This is a genomic window from Kineococcus lubricus (genome assembly GCF_050871965.1).
Classification (GTDB): domain Bacteria; phylum Actinomycetota; class Actinomycetes; order Actinomycetales; family Kineococcaceae; genus Kineococcus.
On record NZ_JBJLSK010000026.1, the window covers coordinates 1 to 16320 of the forward strand.

Annotated in this window: 17 protein-coding genes; 7 read left to right on the forward strand and 10 right to left on the reverse strand. The window is 73.8% G+C overall.

Features of this window, described 5'->3' with window-relative positions; translation table 11 throughout:
- Nucleotides 1–95: 95 nt before the first annotated feature.
- Complete coding sequence (locus ACRYRX_RS17635; protein WP_432513891.1) at nucleotides 96–2969, reverse strand: aconitate hydratase; 2874 nt, start codon at nucleotides 2967–2969, stop codon at nucleotides 96–98.
- Between the two features lie 300 nt (nucleotides 2970–3269).
- Here ACRYRX_RS17635 and ACRYRX_RS17640 point away from each other — a divergent pair, with 300 nt between their 5' ends.
- Nucleotides 3270–3623 (forward strand): hypothetical protein, encoded by a 354-nt coding sequence (locus ACRYRX_RS17640; RefSeq protein WP_432513893.1) that lies wholly within the window; start codon nucleotides 3270–3272, stop codon nucleotides 3621–3623.
- 13 nt (nucleotides 3624–3636) lie between these two features.
- A complete protein-coding gene (locus ACRYRX_RS17645; RefSeq protein WP_432513894.1) occupies nucleotides 3637–3831 on the forward strand; it encodes a hypothetical protein in 195 nt (64 codons plus the stop codon).
- On the opposite strand, the gene ACRYRX_RS17650 is transcribed toward ACRYRX_RS17645, so the two are convergent.
- Both ACRYRX_RS17650 and ACRYRX_RS17655 read right to left on the reverse strand, forming a co-directional pair.
- On the reverse strand, nucleotides 3828–5159 hold the full coding sequence (locus ACRYRX_RS17650) for a class I SAM-dependent RNA methyltransferase (protein ID WP_432513896.1): 1332 nt from the start codon (nucleotides 5157–5159) through the stop codon (nucleotides 3828–3830). The genes ACRYRX_RS17645 and ACRYRX_RS17650 overlap by 4 nt on opposite strands.
- Nucleotides 5156–7195 (reverse strand): APC family permease, encoded by a 2040-nt coding sequence (locus tag ACRYRX_RS17655; protein ID WP_432513898.1) that lies wholly within the window; start codon nucleotides 7193–7195, stop codon nucleotides 5156–5158. Before ACRYRX_RS17655 ends, ACRYRX_RS17650 begins: the two co-directional genes overlap by 4 nt.
- A 96-nt stretch (nucleotides 7196–7291) precedes the next feature.
- On the opposite strand from ACRYRX_RS17655, the gene ACRYRX_RS17660 reads away from it, so the two are divergent.
- The 3 genes from ACRYRX_RS17660 to ACRYRX_RS17670 are packed head-to-tail and all read left to right on the forward strand — an operon-like array spanning nucleotide 7292 to nucleotide 11068.
- Nucleotides 7292–7957 carry a potassium channel family protein gene (locus tag ACRYRX_RS17660; RefSeq protein WP_432513900.1) on the forward strand — a complete coding sequence of 222 codons (666 nt, stop codon included), beginning with the start codon at nucleotides 7292–7294 and terminating at the stop codon, nucleotides 7955–7957.
- Nucleotides 7957–8616 (forward strand): potassium channel family protein, encoded by a 660-nt coding sequence (locus tag ACRYRX_RS17665; RefSeq protein WP_432513901.1) that lies wholly within the window; start codon nucleotides 7957–7959, stop codon nucleotides 8614–8616. The genes ACRYRX_RS17660 and ACRYRX_RS17665 overlap by 1 nt, the downstream gene beginning before the upstream one ends.
- Before the next feature lie 31 nt (nucleotides 8617–8647).
- Nucleotides 8648–11068, forward strand: a complete 2421-nt coding sequence (locus tag ACRYRX_RS17670; protein ID WP_432513904.1) for an ATP-binding cassette domain-containing protein — start codon at nucleotides 8648–8650, stop codon at nucleotides 11066–11068.
- Here the strand turns inward: ACRYRX_RS17670 and ACRYRX_RS17675 are convergent.
- Complete coding sequence (locus ACRYRX_RS17675; RefSeq protein ID WP_432513905.1) at nucleotides 11058–11870, reverse strand: alpha/beta fold hydrolase; 813 nt, start codon at nucleotides 11868–11870, stop codon at nucleotides 11058–11060. The two genes, ACRYRX_RS17670 and ACRYRX_RS17675, sit on opposite strands and share 11 nt — an antisense overlap.
- Nucleotides 11871–11984: 114 nt before the next feature.
- Here ACRYRX_RS17675 and trmB point away from each other — a divergent pair, with 114 nt between their 5' ends.
- Nucleotides 11985–12689, forward strand: coding sequence for a tRNA (guanosine(46)-N7)-methyltransferase TrmB (gene trmB / locus ACRYRX_RS17680; protein ID WP_432513907.1), 705 nt, complete (start codon nucleotides 11985–11987; stop codon nucleotides 12687–12689).
- Here trmB and ACRYRX_RS17685 read toward each other — a convergent pair.
- From ACRYRX_RS17685 to dut, 5 genes are all read right to left on the reverse strand, one after another.
- Complete coding sequence (locus tag ACRYRX_RS17685; protein WP_432513909.1) at nucleotides 12673–12822, reverse strand: hypothetical protein; 150 nt, start codon at nucleotides 12820–12822, stop codon at nucleotides 12673–12675. The two genes, trmB and ACRYRX_RS17685, sit on opposite strands and share 17 nt — an antisense overlap.
- 35 nt (nucleotides 12823–12857) lie before the next feature.
- Complete coding sequence (locus ACRYRX_RS17690) at nucleotides 12858–13508, reverse strand: DUF3159 domain-containing protein (RefSeq protein WP_432513911.1); 651 nt, start codon at nucleotides 13506–13508, stop codon at nucleotides 12858–12860.
- A gap of 7 nt (nucleotides 13509–13515) precedes the next feature.
- Entirely contained in the window at nucleotides 13516–13917 is a 402-nt protein-coding gene (locus ACRYRX_RS17695) for an OB-fold nucleic acid binding domain-containing protein (RefSeq protein ID WP_432513913.1), read from the reverse strand.
- Between the two features lie 72 nt (nucleotides 13918–13989).
- A complete protein-coding gene (locus ACRYRX_RS17700) occupies nucleotides 13990–14811 on the reverse strand; it encodes a DUF3710 domain-containing protein (protein ID WP_432513915.1) in 822 nt (273 codons plus the stop codon).
- Nucleotides 14808–15305, reverse strand: a complete 498-nt coding sequence (dut, locus tag ACRYRX_RS17705; protein WP_432513977.1) for a dUTP diphosphatase — start codon at nucleotides 15303–15305, stop codon at nucleotides 14808–14810. The genes ACRYRX_RS17700 and dut overlap by 4 nt, the downstream gene beginning before the upstream one ends.
- Nucleotides 15306–15398: 93 nt before the next feature.
- On the opposite strand from dut, the gene ACRYRX_RS17710 reads away from it, so the two are divergent.
- Nucleotides 15399–15896: a DUF3093 domain-containing protein gene (locus tag ACRYRX_RS17710; protein WP_432513917.1), complete on the forward strand. Its 498-nt coding sequence runs from the start codon at nucleotides 15399–15401 to the stop codon at nucleotides 15894–15896.
- Here the strand turns inward: ACRYRX_RS17710 and ACRYRX_RS17715 are convergent.
- A complete protein-coding gene (locus tag ACRYRX_RS17715; protein ID WP_106206830.1) occupies nucleotides 15871–16170 on the reverse strand; it encodes a DUF4193 domain-containing protein in 300 nt (99 codons plus the stop codon). The two genes, ACRYRX_RS17710 and ACRYRX_RS17715, sit on opposite strands and share 26 nt — an antisense overlap.
- Nucleotides 16171–16320 lie beyond the last annotated feature (150 nt).

The window sequence follows — 16320 nt, forward strand, 5'->3', positions numbered from 1 at the left end:
CGGTGGCCAGCGGGACCGCGGGGCGGGCGCCCACCGCGGTGGTGGTGCACGCCCGTCGGGACGACCCGCGGCGCCGGACGCCGCTCAGCGGACCGTCACGCGCCGGTCAGCGACCGCAGCACGTACTGCAGGATCCCGCCGTTGCGGTAGTAGTCCGCCTCGCCGGGGGTGTCGATGCGCACGACCGCGTCGAACTCGACGACACCGCCGTCGGTCTTCGTCGCCGTGACCTTCACGGTCCTGGGGGTGCGGCCCTCGTTGAGCTCGGTGATGCCGGAGACGTCGAACGTCTCGGTGCCGTCCAGGCCCAGCGACGCGGCCGACTCCCCCGCCGGGAACTGCAGCGGGATGACGCCCATGCCGATGAGGTTCGAGCGGTGGATGCGCTCGAAGCTCTCGGTGATGACGGCCCGGACGCCGAGGAGCTTGGTGCCCTTGGCCGCCCAGTCGCGGGAGGACCCCGAGCCGTACTCCTTGCCGCCCAGGACGACCAGCGGGACGCCCTGCGCAGCGTAGTTCTGCGCGGCGTCGTAGATCGACGTCTGCTCGCCGCCGTTGGTGAAGTCGCGGGTGAACCCGCCGGAGACGCCGTCCAGCAGCTGGTTCTTCAGCCGGATGTTCGCGAACGTCCCGCGGATCATCACCTCGTGGTTCCCGCGGCGGGACCCGTAGGAGTTGAAGTCCTTGCGCTCGACGCCGTGCTCGGACAGGTACACCCCCGCCGGGGAGTCGGGCTTGATGGAACCGGCCGGGGAGATGTGGTCGGTCGTGACGGAGTCGCCGAGCAGCGCCAGGACGCGCGCGCCGGAGATGTCGGTGACCGGGGCCGGCTCGGCCTGCATGCCCTCGAAGTACGGGGGCTTGCGCACGTAGGTGGACTCGGCGTCCCACTCGAAGGTGTCGCCCTCAGGGGTGTTCAGGCCCTGCCAGCGCTCGTCGCCGGCGAAGACGTCGGCGTAGTCCTTGACGAACATGTCCTTGCTGATGGCCTCGCCGATGACCCGCTCGACCTCGGCGGCGTCGGGCCAGATGTCCTTCAGGTAGACGTCCTGGCCGGACTCGTCCTGGCCGATGGGGTCGTTCTCGACGTCCCAGTCCATCGTCCCGGCCAGGGCGTAGGCGATGACCAGCGGCGGGGAGGCCAGGTAGTTCATCTTGATGTCGGGGTTGATCCGGCCCTCGAAGTTCCGGTTGCCGGACAGGACCGCGGTCACCGCGAGGTCGTTCTCCTGGATCGCGGCGGAGATCTCCTCCGGCAGCGGCCCGGAGTTCCCGATGCAGGTGACGCAGCCGTAGCCGACGAGGTGGAAACCGAGCTTCTCCAGGTACGGGGTGAGCCCGGCCTTGTCGTAGTAGTCGGTGACGACCTTGGAGCCGGGGGCCAGGGAGGTCTTGACCCACGGCTTGCGGGTCAGGCCCCTCTCGACGGCGTTCTTGGCCAGCAGCGCCGCGGCGACCATGACCGAGGGGTTGGAGGTGTTGGTGCAGCTGGTGATCGAGGCGATCGCGACGGCGCCGTGGTCGATCTCGGTCCGCGTGCCGTCGGCCATCGTGACGGCGACCTTCTTCGAGGGCCGGCCGGTGGCGTGGCCGGGGGCGGCGGGCTCGTCGCGCTCGTCGGTGCTGGAGGCCGAGGGGGCGTCGGAGGCCGGGAAGCTCTCGGCGCTGGCCTCGTCCTGGGAGGACCCGGTGACGGCGTCGATCGCGTCGCTGTGCGCGCTGGAGGCGACGTTCCCCGCGGTGACCCCGTCGGTGACCTCGTCGGTGACCTCGTCGGTGACGTAGTCGCCCAGGGCGGCGCGGAACGCCTCCTTGGCCTCGGTCAGCACGATGCGGTCCTGCGGGCGCTTGGGGCCGGCGATGCTGGGGACGACGGTCGACAGGTCCAGCTCGAGGTACTCGGAGAAGACCGGTTCGACGCTCGGGTCGTGCCACAGGCCCTGCTCCTTGGAGTAGGCCTCCACGAGCGCGACCTGGTCGTCGCTGCGGCCGGTCAGGCGCAGGTAGTCGAGCGTGACGTCGTCGATGGGGAAGATCGCGGCGGTGGAGCCGAACTCCGGGCTCATGTTGCCGATGGTGGCGCGGTTGGCCAGCGGCACCGAGGCCACGCCCTGGCCGTAGAACTCGACGAACTTGCCGACGACGCCGTGCTTGCGCAGCATCTCGGTGATGGTCAGCACGACGTCGGTGGCGGTCGCGCCGGCGGGGATGGACCCGCTGAGCTTGAAGCCGACGACGCGCGGGATGAGCATCGAGACGGGCTGGCCGAGCATGGCCGCCTCGGCCTCGATGCCGCCGACGCCCCAGCCCAGGACGCCCAGGCCGTTGACCATCGTGGTGTGCGAGTCGGTGCCGACGAGGGTGTCGGGGTAGGCCTGCAGCTCGGAGCCGACCTGGCGGGGGAACACGACGCGGGCCAGGTGCTCGATGTTGACCTGGTGGACGATGCCGGTGCCCGGCGGGACGACCTTGAAGTCGTCGAACGCCGTCTGGCCCCAGCGCAGGAACTGGTAGCGCTCGCGGTTGCGGCCGTACTCCAGGTCGACGTTCTGCTCGAACGCGTCGGGGCGGCCGAAGACGTCGGCGATGACGGAGTGGTCGATGACCATCTCGGCCGGCGAGAGGGGGTTCACCCGGGTCGGGTCGCCGCCGAGGGCCCCGATGGCCTCGCGCATGGTGGCGAGGTCGACGATGCAGGGGACGCCGGTGAAGTCCTGCATGAGGACGCGGGCGGGGGTGAACTGGATCTCGGTGTCCGGTTCGGCGGTGGGGTCCCACCCGCCGAGGGCGCGGATGTGGTCGGCCGTGATGTTGGCGCCGTCCTCGGTGCGCAGCAGGTTCTCCAGGAGGACCTTGAGGCTGAACGGCAGCTTGGCCGAGCCCTCGACCTTGTCGAGACGGAAGATCGTGTAATCCGTCCCCGCTACTGTTAGGGTAGCCTTGGCTTCGAAGCTGTTGTGGCTGCTCACCGGGAGCTCCTCACTCGTCTTCCGTCGTCGTTGCCGTGTCGTCTCGTGCCGCCACCGATCGTCCCACCGGTGGCGCCCGGAGCGCTCGCGGGGTCGAGGGGACCCTCACGCTCATTTATCTCGACGTCAAGATACCACGGCGGGCCCGTCGTGGGCGGGAACCGGGGCGATCCCCCGGTCGTGCCGCACAGCGACGGACCACCTGATCGGGTGCACTCGGACGCACTACGGGCAGCTTGAACCAGGTGACGCTCAGTCAGCACAGTGGGAGCACCGCCCCCCGACGGACTGGAGCAGCCCGTGCACCCCTCGATCGCCCGCCCCACCCCGGCACCGGCCGCACCCGCCGGCACGCGCCGGGCCCAGCACCGCGCCCCCGGCCGCGGGCTGCCCGCCCGCCGCGTCCCGCGCGCCGTGGAGCTGGACGACGCCGGCGCCGCCGAGGTCCTCACCTCGGTCCTGGCCGGTCTGCGGTCCGTCCCCGACGTCCCCGCCGTCGACCTGCGCACCCGGCTGCTGGAGCTGGCGCGCTCGGTGTGGTCCCGCCTGGACCTGCCCGGCACGGTGCTGGTCGCCAAGGCCGGCGCCGTGGCCGCGCTCGTCCTCACCGCCGTCCTGGCGCTGTGGCTGTCCAGCGTCGGCCGCCTCGGCTGACCGGGGACCCGCCGTGCCCCCGCTGCAGCGCCGTCCCCGGCGCTACGTCCCCCGCCACTCCACCCGCGAGCCGCTGCGCCCCTGGGACGGGCGGCGGGTCGTCGACCTGACCACCACCGACGCCTCCCCCACCGACGTCCTGCGCGACGTGCTCGACGCCCTCGGCGGCCTGGACGCCGCCGAGGACCGCCGGGACGCGCCGGTCTAGGCGCGCACGAAGCGCGCCACGCACTCCACGTGGTGCGTCATCGGGAACAGGTCGAAGGCGCGCAGCCCGTCCAGGACGTACCCGCGCTCGGCGAAGGAGGCCGTGTCCCGGGCCAGCGCCGCCGGGTCGCACGCCACGTAGGCCACCGCGCGCGGGGCCAGCGCCGCGATCGCCTCCACGACCGCGCGCCCGGCCCCGGACCGCGGCGGGTCCAGGACCACCAGGTCGGTGCGGCGGGCGGTCAGCTCCCCGTCCTGCAGCGCCTCCTCGACCGCGCCCGCCCACAGCTCCACCTGGGCCAGCTCGTGCAGCGACTTGCGGGCGTCCCGCACCGCGCGCTCGTCGCCCTCCACGGCCAGCACCGAGCCCTCGGCGCCGACCGCGTCGGCCAGCAGCGCGGTGAACAGCCCCACCCCGGAGTACAGGTCGACGGCGTGCTCGCCCGGCCGCGGCTCCAGCGCCGCCAGCACGGCCTCGCCCAGGACCGCGGGAGCACCGGGGTGCACCTGCCAGAAGCCCGCGCCGCCGACCCGGAAGGTGTGCTCGCGCCCGCGCACGGTGACCCGCTCGCCCACCCAGGTCCGCCCGGAGACCCGGTGCAGCCCCTCGGCGGTGCGGACCGCGACGGAGGCGTCCGGCAGCTTCGGCAGGTGCGCGTGCGTGCCCGGCTCGGGCGTCACCACGACCAGCGGCGCGGCCCCGTCGGAGCCGGTGGCGACCTCCACGGTCTCCACGTTGCCGAACCGGGACGCCAGCACCCCCGAGCCCACCACGCCGGTCGTGCTGATCGGGCAGTCCTGCACCGCGACCACCTGGTGGGACCGGTGCCCGCGCAGCCCCGTGCGCCCCTCGGCGTCGACGGCGAACTGGGTGCGGGTGCGCCAGCGCAGGCCGTCGCTCCCGGCCCCGGGCACCTCCTCGACCGTGACCTCGAGCTCGGTGCCGGCCAGCCGCCGGAACTGCTCGGCGACCACGGCCGCCTTGAGCCCGCGCTGGCGGGCCGGCGCGACGTGCTGGAAGTCGCACCCCCCGCACAGCCCCGGCCGCGCCACCGGGCACGGCGGTTCGACCCGGTCGGCGTCGGCGGTCAGGACCCGCACGGCGTCGGCGCGCCAGAACCGCGCCCCCTCGGCGCCCTCGGTGACCCGGGCCACGACCCGCTCGCCGGGCAGGGCGTGCCGGACGAAGACGACCCGGCCCTCGTGCCGGGCCACGCAGTGGCCGCCGTGGGCGACCGGGCCGACCTCGACCTCGATCTCGGTGCCGCGGGCGTCCGGCCCGGCCGGTGCGGCCTGGCGGGTGCGACGACGGCGGGTGGGGCTGGTCACGGGTTCTCCTGGTGGTCGGTGCGGACCGGGCCGGGCTGGCCCCGGCGGACGGTGCCGGGGGCCGCGCGCTCGACGCGGTCCTCCAGCCCGGCGGAACTGCTGAGCTGCCAGGGCACGCTGGCGACCATGACGCCGGGCTGGTAGCGCAACCGCGCCCGCAGCCGCAGCGCGGACTGGTTGTGCAGGAACGTCTCCCACCAGTGCCCCACGACGTACTCGGGCACGTACACGGTGACCAGGTCGCGCGGGTGCCGCTGCCGCATGGACCGCACGAACTCCAGGACGGGCTTGGTCACGTCCCGGTACGGGGAGTCCAGGACCGTCAGCGGCACCGGCAGGTCCATCTCCTCCCAGCGCCGCTGCAGCGCCGCGGCCTCCTCGGGGTCGACCGCGACCGTCACGGCCTGCAGGTCGGTGAGCCGGGCCGCCCGCGCGTAGGCCAGCGCCCGGATCGTCGGCTTGTGGATCTTGGAGACGAGGACGATCCCCCGCACCCCCGTCGGCAGCGCCTTGGCCTGCCGCTCGGCCGGGATCTCGATCTCGCGGGCCACGTTCGCGTAGTGGCGGCGGATGAGCTTCATGTTCACGAAGACGAACAGCATCGCCAGGATCGCGATCCAGGCGCCCTGGGTGAACTTCGTCAGCAGCACGATGACCAGGACGAGGCCGGTCAGGGCCAGGCCGATGCAGTTGATGACGCGCGAGCGGCGCATCTGCGCGCGCCGGGCCGGGTCCTGCACCGTCCGCAGGTTGCGGTTCCAGTGCCGGATCATGCCCGTCTGGCTCATCGTGAAGGAGACGAAGACCCCGATGACGTAGAGCTGGATCAGCCGGGTGACCTCGGCGTCGAAGGCCACGATGAACGCGATCGCGACCAGCGCCAGGGCGATGATGCCGTTGGAGAAGGCGAGCCGGTCGCCGCGGGTGTGCAGCTGCTTGGGCAGGAACCCGTCGCGGGCCAGGATCGAGGCCAGCACCGGGAACCCGTTGAACGCCGTGTTCGCGGCGAGCACGAGGATGACGCCGGTCGCGGCGGTCACCACGTAGAAGGCGACCGGGAAGTGGTCGAAGATCGTCGCGGCGAGCTGGCCGATGACGGGGCCCTGCACGTAGGAGTCGCCGACCGGGACCCCGTCGCGCAGCAGCTGGGTCGCGGGGTCCTCCGCGAACCGGACGTGGGTCGCGTTGGCCAGCGCGATGATGCTGACCAGCATCGTCACGCTCAGGGTGCCCAGCAGCAGCAGCGTGGTCGCCGCGTTGCGGCTCTTGGGCTTGCGGAAGGCCGGGACGCCGTTGCTGATGGCCTCCACCCCGGTCAGCGCAGCCGCCCCGGAGGAGAACGCCCTCAGCAGGAGGAAGACCCCGGCCACGGTGGTCAGCCCGCCGGAGATGTCGTGCTCGGCGGTCAGCTCGTACTGCGCGCTCGCCGCCCGGGGCAGGTCACCGGCCAGCAGCCGGACGAAGCCCCACGCCGCCATCCCGAAGACCGAGAGCATGAACACGTAGACGGGGATCGCGAACGCGGCCCCGCTCTCGCGCAGCCCCCGCAGGTTGGCCGCCATCAGCAGCAGGACCACGCCCACGCCCAGCACGGCCTCGTGCCCGCGCAGGACGGGGATGGCCGTGGCGGCGTAGTGCGCCCCCGAGGAGACCGACACCGCGACGGTCAGCACGTAGTCGACGAGCAGCGCGCTGCCGACGGTCAGGCCCGCGTTGGGGCCCAGGTTGACGGTCGCGACCTCGTAGTCCCCGCCCCCGGAGGGGTAGGCGTGGACGTTCTGCCGGTAGGAGGCCACGACGGTGAACATGACGACGACGACGGCCAGGGCGATCCACGGCGAGAGCGTGTACGCCGCGATCCCCGCGATGGACAGGGTCAGGAGGATCTCGTCGGGGGCGTAGGCGACCGAGCTGAGGGCGTCGGAGGCGAAGACCGGCAGCGCGATGCGCTTGGGCAGCAGGGTCTCGGACAGCTTCTCGCTGCGGAAGGGTCGTCCGACGAGGACACGTTTGACCGCATCGGTCACAGAGGGCACGTCTGCCGATGGTAGGTGCACCGGCGGGGTGCTGCTGCCGGGCGGGTCCGCCGTGCCCCGGTGCCGCTCACAGGGGCACCGGGTAGCGTTCAGGACGTGCACTTCGTGATCATGGGCTGCGGCCGGGTCGGTTCGAGCTTGGCGCTCACCGTCGAGCAGCGCGGGCACAGCGTGGCGGTCGTGGACCAGAACGCCGACGCCTTCCGCCGCCTGGGCCCCGGCTTCGCCGGCCGCCGCGTGACCGGGGTCGGGTTCGACCACGACACCCTCGTCGAGGCGGGCATCCACGAAGCGGGTGCGTTCGCCGCGGTGTCCTCCGGCGACAACTCCAACATCCTGGCCGCGCGGGTGGCGCGGGAGAAGTTCGACGTCGAGAACGTCGTGGCCCGCATCTACGACCCGGGCCGCGCGGAGGTGTACGAGCGCCTGGGCATCCCCACCATCGCGACGGTCCGCTGGACCTCCGACCAGGTCCTGCGCCGCCTCGTCCCGCAGGGGGCGCTGAGCGAGTTCCGCGACCCCTCCGGGCGGGTCGTGCTCGTCGAGGTGCCCGTGCACGAGGGCTGGGTGGGACGCCCGCTGTCGGCGCTGGAGGCCGCGGCGGGGGTGCGCGTGGCGTACCTGACGCGCCTGGGACAGGGCGTCGTGCCCGCCCGCGGGATGGCCTACCAGCAGGACGACGCCCTGCACGTGGTCGTCGCCGACGGCCGGGTGGGCGCGGCCTCGGCCGTGCTGGCCGCCGCACCGGAGGAGGGAGCCTGATGCGCGTCGTCATCGCCGGCGCCGGGATCGTCGGGCGCTCCATCGCCCGGGAACTGCTCGGCAACGGGCACCGCGTGCTGCTCATCGACCGCAGCCCGGCCGCCATGAAGATCACCAGCGTCCCCGACGCGCAGTGGCTGCTCGCCGACGCGTGCGAGATCGCCAGCCTGGACGAGGCCGAGCTGGCCGACTGCGACGTCGTCGTGGCCGCCACCGGGGACGACAAGGCCAACCTCGTCGTGTCCCTGCTCGCCAAGACCGAGTACGGCGTCCCGCGCACGGTGGCCCGGGTGAACAACCCGAAGAACGAGTGGCTGTTCGACGAGGCCTGGGGCGTGGACGTCGCGGTGTCGACCCCGCGCCTGATGACCGCCCTGGTCGAGGAGGCCGTCAGCGTCGGCGAGCTGGTGCGGCTGTTCACCTTCCAGCAGGGCCGGACGTCCATGTCCGAGTACACCCTGGAGGACGGCAGCCCCGTGCTCGGGCGCACCGTCGGGGAGGTCGAGCTGCCGCAGGACACCGTGCTGGTGGCGATCGTGCGCGGTGAGCGGCCGCTGCCGCCCACCGCCGACGACGTCCTGGAACCCGGCGACCACCTGCTGTTCCTGTCCGTGCCCGGCGCCGAGGCGGACCTGCGGACGATCCTCGCGGCCCCCTGACGGCGGGCGGGCGCGCTGGCAGGATCGGGTCATGGACCCGCAGCGCGCCGCCGCCCGGCCAGGTACACGCTCCGAGGTGCACGTGGCCGACAGCCACGACCGCATCCGCGTGCACGGTGCGCGGGAGAACAACCTCAAGGACGTGAGCGTCGAGCTGCCCAAGCGCCGGCTCACGGTCTTCACCGGGGTGTCGGGGTCGGGCAAGAGCTCGCTGGTGTTCGCCACGATCGCCGCGGAGTCCCAGCGGATGATCAACGAGACGTACTCGACGTTCGTGCAGGGGTTCATGCCGTCCCTGGCCCGGCCCGACGTCGACGTCCTCGACGGGCTGACGACGGCGATCATCGTCGACCAGCAGCGCATGGGCGGTGACGCCCGCTCGACCGTCGGGACGGCCACCGACGCGCACGCGATGCTGCGCATCCTGTTCAGCCGGCTCGGGGAACCGCGCATCGGCGGCCCGCAGGCGTTCTCCTTCAACGTCGCCTCCGTCACCGCCAAGGGCGCCATGACGGTCGCCAAGGGGACGGGGCAGAAGAAGGTCCTCGCGGACTGGTCGCGGACCGGGGGGATGTGCCCGCGCTGTGAGGGCCGCGGGCAGGTCGACGACCTGGACCTGACGGAGCTGTTCGACGCGGCCAAGAGCATCGACGAGGGCGCGATCAAGGTGCCCGGGTACTCCATGGACGGCTGGTACGGCCGCATCTACCGCAGCTGCGGGTTCTTCCCCTGCGACCGGCCCGTCGGGGAGTTCACGCCCGAGCAGCTGCGGGCCTTCCTGCACGCCGAGCCGGTGCGCATCGAGGTCGACGGCATCAACGTCACCTACGAGGGCCTGATCCCGAAGATCCGCCGGTCGATGCTGTCCAAGGACGTCGACTCCCTGCAGCCGCACGTGCGGGCCTTCGTCGAGCGCGTCGCGACGTTCACGACCTGCCCGGACTGCGACGGGACCCGGCTGGCCGAGGGCGCCCGGAACTGCCGCATCGGCGGGGTGAGCATCGCCGACGCGTGCCGCCTGCAGGTCTCCGACCTCGCCGCGTGGGTCGCGGGGCTGGACGAGCCGTCGGTGGCGCCGCTGCTGGCGAACCTGCGCGGCCTGCTGGACGCGTTCGTCGAGATCGGCCTGGGGTACCTGTCCCTGGAGCGCGCCTCGGGCACGCTGTCCGGTGGGGAGGCGCAGCGGGTCAAGACGGTCCGCCACCTGGGGTCCTCGCTCACCGACACCACGTACGTCTTCGACGAACCCACGACCGGGCTGCACCCGCACGACGTCCAGCGCATGAACGACCTGCTGCTGCGCCTGCGGGACAAGGGGAACACCGTCCTGGTGGTGGAGCACAAACCCGAGGCCATCGTCATCGCCGACCACGTCGTCGACCTCGGGCCCGGGGCCGGGCCGGCCGGGGGGACGGTCTGCTACGAGGGGACGGTGGCGGGTCTGCGGGCCAGCGGCACCGTCACCGGCCGGCACTTCGACGACCGTGCCGCCCTCAAACCGCGGGTGCGGGCGGCGACCGGCACCCTGCCGGTCCGCGGCGCCCGCACGCACAACCTGCGCGACGTCGACGTGGACCTGCCGCTGGGGGTGCTGCTGGTCGTCACCGGGGTCGCCGGGTCGGGCAAGAGCTCGCTGATCCACGGCGCGGTGTCCCCCCGCGAGGGCGTCGTGACCGTCGACCAGAGCCCGATCCGCGGGTCGCGGCGCAGCAACCCCGCGACGTACACGGGTCTGCTCGAACCGGTCCGCAAGGCCTTCGCGAAGGCCAACGGCGTCAAACCCGCCCTGTTCAGCGCGAACTCCGAGGGGGCCTGCCCCACCTGCAACGGCGCCGGCGTCGTCTACACCGACCTGGCGATCATGGCCGGGGTGGCGACCACCTGCGAGGAGTGCGAGGGACGCCGGTTCCAGGCCGCCGTCCTGGAGCACCGGCTGGGGGGTCGGAACATCGCCGAGGTGCTGGCCATGCCGGTGGCCGAGGCGGAGGCGTTCTTCGGCGCCGGGGAAGCGCGGACCCCGGCGGCGCACACCGTCCTGGCGCGCCTGGCCGACGTGGGCCTGGGCTACCTGACCCTGGGCCAGCCGCTGACGACCCTGTCCGGCGGTGAACGGCAACGGCTCAAGCTCGCCACGCACATGGGCGAGGCCGGCGGTGTCCTCGTCCTGGACGAACCCACCACGGGCCTGCACCTGGCCGACGTCCGGCAGCTGCTCGGCCTGCTCGACCGGCTCGTCGACTCCGGCAAGTCCGTCGTCGTCATCGAGCACCACCAGGCGGTCATGGCGCACGCCGACTGGATCGTCGACCTGGGCCCGGGCGCCGGCCACGACGGGGGCCGCGTCGTCTTCGAGGGGACCCCGGCCGACCTCGTCGCCGCGGGGTCGACGCTGACGGCCCAGCACCTGGCCCGGTACGTCGGGGCGCCGGTCGCGCGGACCGTCAGCGGCTGAGGAACCCGCTGATCCCGGCCGCGAACCGCGGGTCGCGCAGGGCGGTGCCGTGGTCGCCGCGGACCAGGGTCAGCCGCGCCCCGGGGACGGCCGCCGCCAGCACCTCCGGCCGCGCCGCCAGCAGGTCCTCGTCCCCGGCCACCACCAGCGTGGGCGCCTGCACGGCGTCGAGGGCGATCGGGCGGTCGTGCACCGCGTCGGCCTGCGCCGCCAGCGCCAGCAGGTCGTTGCCGGTGGAGGCGGCGAAGTCCCGGAACCCGCGGACCACCGGGTCGGTGAGCGCCCCGGGGTCCCCGGTGCGCAGCGCGACGGCGAGCCGGGAGGCGGGCAGGACGCGCGTGTCCACCCCGCCGAGCTCGACCAGGCCGGCTCCGACGCCGCCGAGGACCAGCCGGTGCACGCGGGCCGGTCCGGTCGCGGCGACGAGGGAGGCGACCACGGCCCCCATCGAGTACCCCACGAGGTCGGCGTCGGGCACCCCGAGCGCGTCGAGCACCTCGACCACGTCCCGGGCCATCCGCGCCTCGCCGTACCGGGCCGGGTCGTGCGGGGCCTGCGACCGGCCGTGACCGCGCGCGTCGACCGCCAGGACCCGTCGCCCGGCGGCCAGCAGCGCCTGCGGCAACCCGGACCGGGGCCACTCCAGGTGGGCGCTGGCGCCGAACCCGTGGTGCAGCAGCACGGGGCGGTCACCGGCGGCGGCCGGTCCGCTCCACTCGTGGACGGCCAGGGTCAGGCCGTCCGAGGTGCGCACCGCGTGCGTGCGGTCGGCGGCGGGCGGGTCGAGGTCGTTCGTGAGCACGGCGGGTCCTCCGGGACGGGTGCCGGCGACGGTACGCCGTGGACGCGGGCCCGGTGGTCCCGCCGCCCCGGCCGGTCGTGCGTCCGCGGGCCGGGAGTGCCCGATGATGGTGCGGTGACCTCCGCCCCCTTCCCCGACGCCCCCGTCCAGTCCTACAAGCTCCGCCGCGGCCGGATGGGGATCGTCCGCCAGGAGGCGCTCGCCGAGCACCTGGGGCGGTACGAGGTCCCGGCGGGCACGGGCGTGCTGGACCTCGCCGCGCTGTTCGGGAACGCGAACCCGGTGGTCCTGGAGATCGGGTCCGGGATGGGCGACGCCACCCTCGCCATGGCCCGGGCCACCCCGGACGTCAACGTCCTGGCCGCCGAGGTCCACACCCCGGGCATCGGGGCGCTGCTGCAGGGGGTCGTGGAGCACGGGCTGACGAACGTCCGGCTGCTCGAGGGCGACGGCCGCACGCTGCTGACCGAGCGGATCGCGCCACGCAGCCTGGCCGGGGTGCGGGTCTACTTCCCCGACCCGTGGCCCAAGGCCCGCCACCACAAGCGCCGGCTGATCGGCCCGGAGTTCGTCGAACTGGTCGCCGACCGCCTCGTGCCGGGCGGGACGCTGCACTGCGCCACCGACTGGGAACCGTACGCCGAGCAGATGGTCGAGGTGATCGGCGCCTCCGCGCGGTTCACCCTGGACCCCGACCGCTCCCGGCCGTCGTGGCGGCCGGTGACGCGGTTCGAGCGCCGGGGCCTGGCGCTGGGGCACGTCGTCAACGACGTCCTGGCGACGAAGGGACCCTCGGCTCGCCCTACGACTCGACCTTGACGAGCCGGCGGCGCTTCACGGTGTAGCCCTCAGGCAGCGTCCCCTCCTTGAGCATCCGCAGGGGGCAGCGCTTGCACTTGTCCTTCGACTCGCAGCACTTCGACTTCGGGGTGAGGGCCTTCTTCTTCGACACCGCAGGAACCTAACAGGGCTCCGGCGGCGGGCCGTTCAGTCCTCGACGGCCGCCGCGTGGGGGGCCTGCAGGGGGGTGCGCCCCTTGAGCAGCATCACCCCGGCGACCACGATGCCCAGCAGCAGCAACGGCCAGCCGAGCGCGAGCTTGGTCACGGCCAGCGCCGTGGTGTTGCCCGCCAGGTACAGCGGCAGCTGCACCGCCACCCGCACGAGGTACCCGGCCAGCAGCAGCCCGGTCAGCTTCTGGCACAGGGACACGATGCCCCGGTCGCGGCGCCACGCGGTCGGTTCCTCGGTCACCGCGCCCACGAGGAAACCCACGACGGGCCAGCGGGTGACCATCGAGACGACGAACACGACCGAGAGCGCCAGGTTCAGCAGGATGCCGGGCAGGAAGACGTCCTGCGCCCGGCCGGTGCGGGAGGCGATGAAGGCGGCCACGGCCGTCACGAGGATGCCCCCGACCGCGAACTGCAGGGTCTCGCGCCGGGCGATGCGGACGACCAGCGCCACGAGCATCACCGCGATCGAGGCGCCGACCGAGACGAGCAGGTCCCGGGTCGTCAGCCAGCCGACGAGGAACGCCAGCGGGGCGACGGCCGAGTCGACCATCCCCCGCCAGCCGCCGAGGGCCGCCGACAACCGCTGACGGACGAGCTCCTCGACGGTCTGGGGTGCGCTCACGCGGCCCCTACGCCTTCTCGGCGCACACGAGCTCGTACACGGGGTTGAAGATGACCCGCTGACCGTCGTCGCACGCCACACGCCCCCGGGCCTTGACCCGGCGGCCCGGCTCCACCCCGGCGATCCGGCGGCGGCCCAGCCACACGAGGTGGATGGACCCCGACCCGTCGAACAGCTCGGCCTCCAGGGCGGGCACCCCGCCCCGCGGCCGCAGGGTCACCGACCGCAGCGTCCCACACACGCACGCCTTGGTGCGGTCGCGGATCTGGTCGCAGGGAGTCCCGCCGTTGCGCACGGCGTCCTCCTGCGCCTCCTCGGCGGCCAGGTCGGACTCGGAGGCGGTGAAACGCGCGAGCGCACGCCTCCACAGCGGCGTGCTCAGCACTGAGGACTTCGACACGGCACCCACAGTAGGCCCTCCAGGAGCGGACGAGGGTGCAACGTCACCCGGACCGTCGTTGTTCCCGGGGTCCCGCCCCGGTCAGCGCACCTCGGTGATCTCGGGTCCCCGCTCGAACGGCTTGAGGTCGTCGGCGGCCGCGGCCTGCTCGGGCTGCGGCGCGGCCTGCTCGGGCTGCTGCGGCAGCTCCAGCGGGATCAGCTCGCGCGGGGCCATCGCCTCCTGCCCGCGCACCACGACGGTCTCGCGCACCACCGACTCCAGCTCCTGCGCCGCCGCCGCGTCGTGCGCGGCCGGGCCGGTGAACACCGCCCGCAGGAACCAGCGGGGGCCGTCGATCCCGGCGAAGCGGGTGGGCTGGTGGGCGGTGCGGCCGTCCTCGGTGCGCACGGGCAGCCGGCACAGCAGCTCCCGGCCCAGCGGCCCGTCCTGCTCCTCGCAGGCACCGCCCTGGGCCACGACGGCCTCGCCGATCTCGGTGCGGATCTCGTCCCAGACCCCGCTGGAGCGCGGCGCGGCGAACGCCTGCAGCTGCACGCTGGAACCGTTCAGGCCGATCGTCACCGCGATGACCCGGCCGGTGGCCTCCTCGACCTCGAAGCGCAGCTCCATGCCCTGGCGGCCCACCAGGCGCAGCCCGCCCAGCGACAGCCGGTCGTCGTCCTCGGAGACCTCGGAGACGTCGAACGGGCCGCCGGAGCGGTCGAACGCCTCCACGGCCACCGCGCGCGGCGGGGCGTCGGCCTCGGCGGCCGCGCGCGCCTGCGGGTCGTCGACGACCCCGGAGGCGGCCGTGGCCGGTTCGGCGCCGGACTCGGCGGTGGTGACCGACTCGGAGACGGCGGCGACGGGGTCGGAGGTGCCGGCGGTGTCGGCGACCTTGCGGCGGCGGAACAGGCTCACGGTCGCTCCTCGGAGGGGTGGGTCGGGATGGGGTCGGGCAGGCTCGGCACGAGGGCGTCGGAGCCGCCGGTCGAGCCGTGGCCCCCGGCGCCGCGCACCGACTCCGGCAACTGCGGCACGGGGACGAAGCGGACGCGCTCGACGCGCTGGACGACGAGCTGGGCGATCCGGTCGCCGGCCCGCAGGTGCACCGCCTCGCGCAGGTCGGTGTTGTGCAGCGTGACGCGGATCTCCCCGCGGTACCCGGCGTCGACCGTGCCGGGCGCGTTCAGCGTGGTCAGGCCCCGCTTGGCCGCCAGCCCCGAGCGGGGCACCACGAAGGCCGCGTAGCCCTCGGGCAGGGCGATGGACACCCCGGTGGGGACGTTGACGCGCTCACCCGGTCCGACGACCACGTCCACGCGCGTGGTCAGGTCCGCCCCCGCGTCGCCGGGGTGGGCGTAGGTGGGCAGGGCCTCGGGGACCGCGAGCACGGTCTCCACCGCCAGGTCCACCGGCGAGGTGGCTCCCGGCGCCGCGGGTGCGTGGGGCTGTTCCGTCACGGGGCTCGACCCTACCCGTCCCGGTCCGCGTGCGACCCTGAGCGGGTGCAGAGCGCGACACGCCCCTCCCGGCCCCACCCGCAGCCGCAGCAGGGCTGGGACGGGCGGGAGCGGTGGTGGCCCGCGGTGACGTCCTGGCTGTCGTGGCTGCCCGCCGTCGTCGGCGGCGGGCTGGTCGCCCTGCCGATCTGGGGCTGGTCGGGTGCGGCGGTCGGCGCGGCGGCCGGGGCGCTGCTGGCCGCCGGCGTCCTGCTGAGCCTGGCCTGGAGGACCGAGCTGACCGACCGCGAGTTCCGCGTCGGCCGGGCGCGGCTGCCGCTGGACGTCGTCTCGCAGGTCGACGTCATCGCCCGCGGGGAGCGCCGGCAGGCCCTGGGGCCCGGGCTCGACGCCCGGGCCCACCTGGCGGTGCGTTCGTGGATCGGCCCGGCCGTGCGGATCCACCTGGACGACCCGGCCGACCCCACGCCCTACTGGGTGGTCTCGACCCGCCGTCCGCAGCGACTGGCCGCCGAGATCAGGCGGCGCAGTCGTTGCAGATGATGCGGCCGTCGCCGGAGTCGTGCAGCTGGCTGCGGTGCACCACCAGGAAGCAGCTGGTGCACGTGAACTCGTCCTGCTGGCGCGGCAGGACCCGCACCGACAGCTCCTCGTTCGACAGGTCCGCGCCCGGGAGCTCGAAGCCCTCGGCCGCCTCCGTCTCGTCCTCGTCGACGGCGCCCGAGCTCTTGTCGGTGCGACGCGCCTTGAGCTCCTCGATGGAGTCCTCGTTCAGCTCGTCGTCGTTCTTGCGCGGTGCGTCGTAGTCGGTCGCCATGACCTCGCCTCACACTCCATGCCGTCTCGTCGTGCAGCCACCGGGTGCCCGGTGCCGCGGGGTCAACGCCCCGACCGCCCGTTCCATGCCCGGCCCTGCTCGTCCCCACCCGTTCCCACGCCCGTGTCGAGCGTGAGCGAGCACGCATCA

Coding starts and splice junctions, on each gene's coding strand:
- ACRYRX_RS17665 (WP_432513901.1), top strand. CDS start 7,957: ATGCGCGTCGTCATCGCCGGCGCCGGGATCGTCGGGCGCTCCATCGCC.
- ACRYRX_RS17670 (WP_432513904.1), top strand. CDS start 8,648: ATGGACCCGCAGCGCGCCGCCGCCCGGCCAGGTACACGCTCCGAGGTG.
- ACRYRX_RS17715 (WP_106206830.1), bottom strand. CDS start 16,170: ATGGCGACCGACTACGACGCACCGCGCAAGAACGACGACGAGCTGAAC.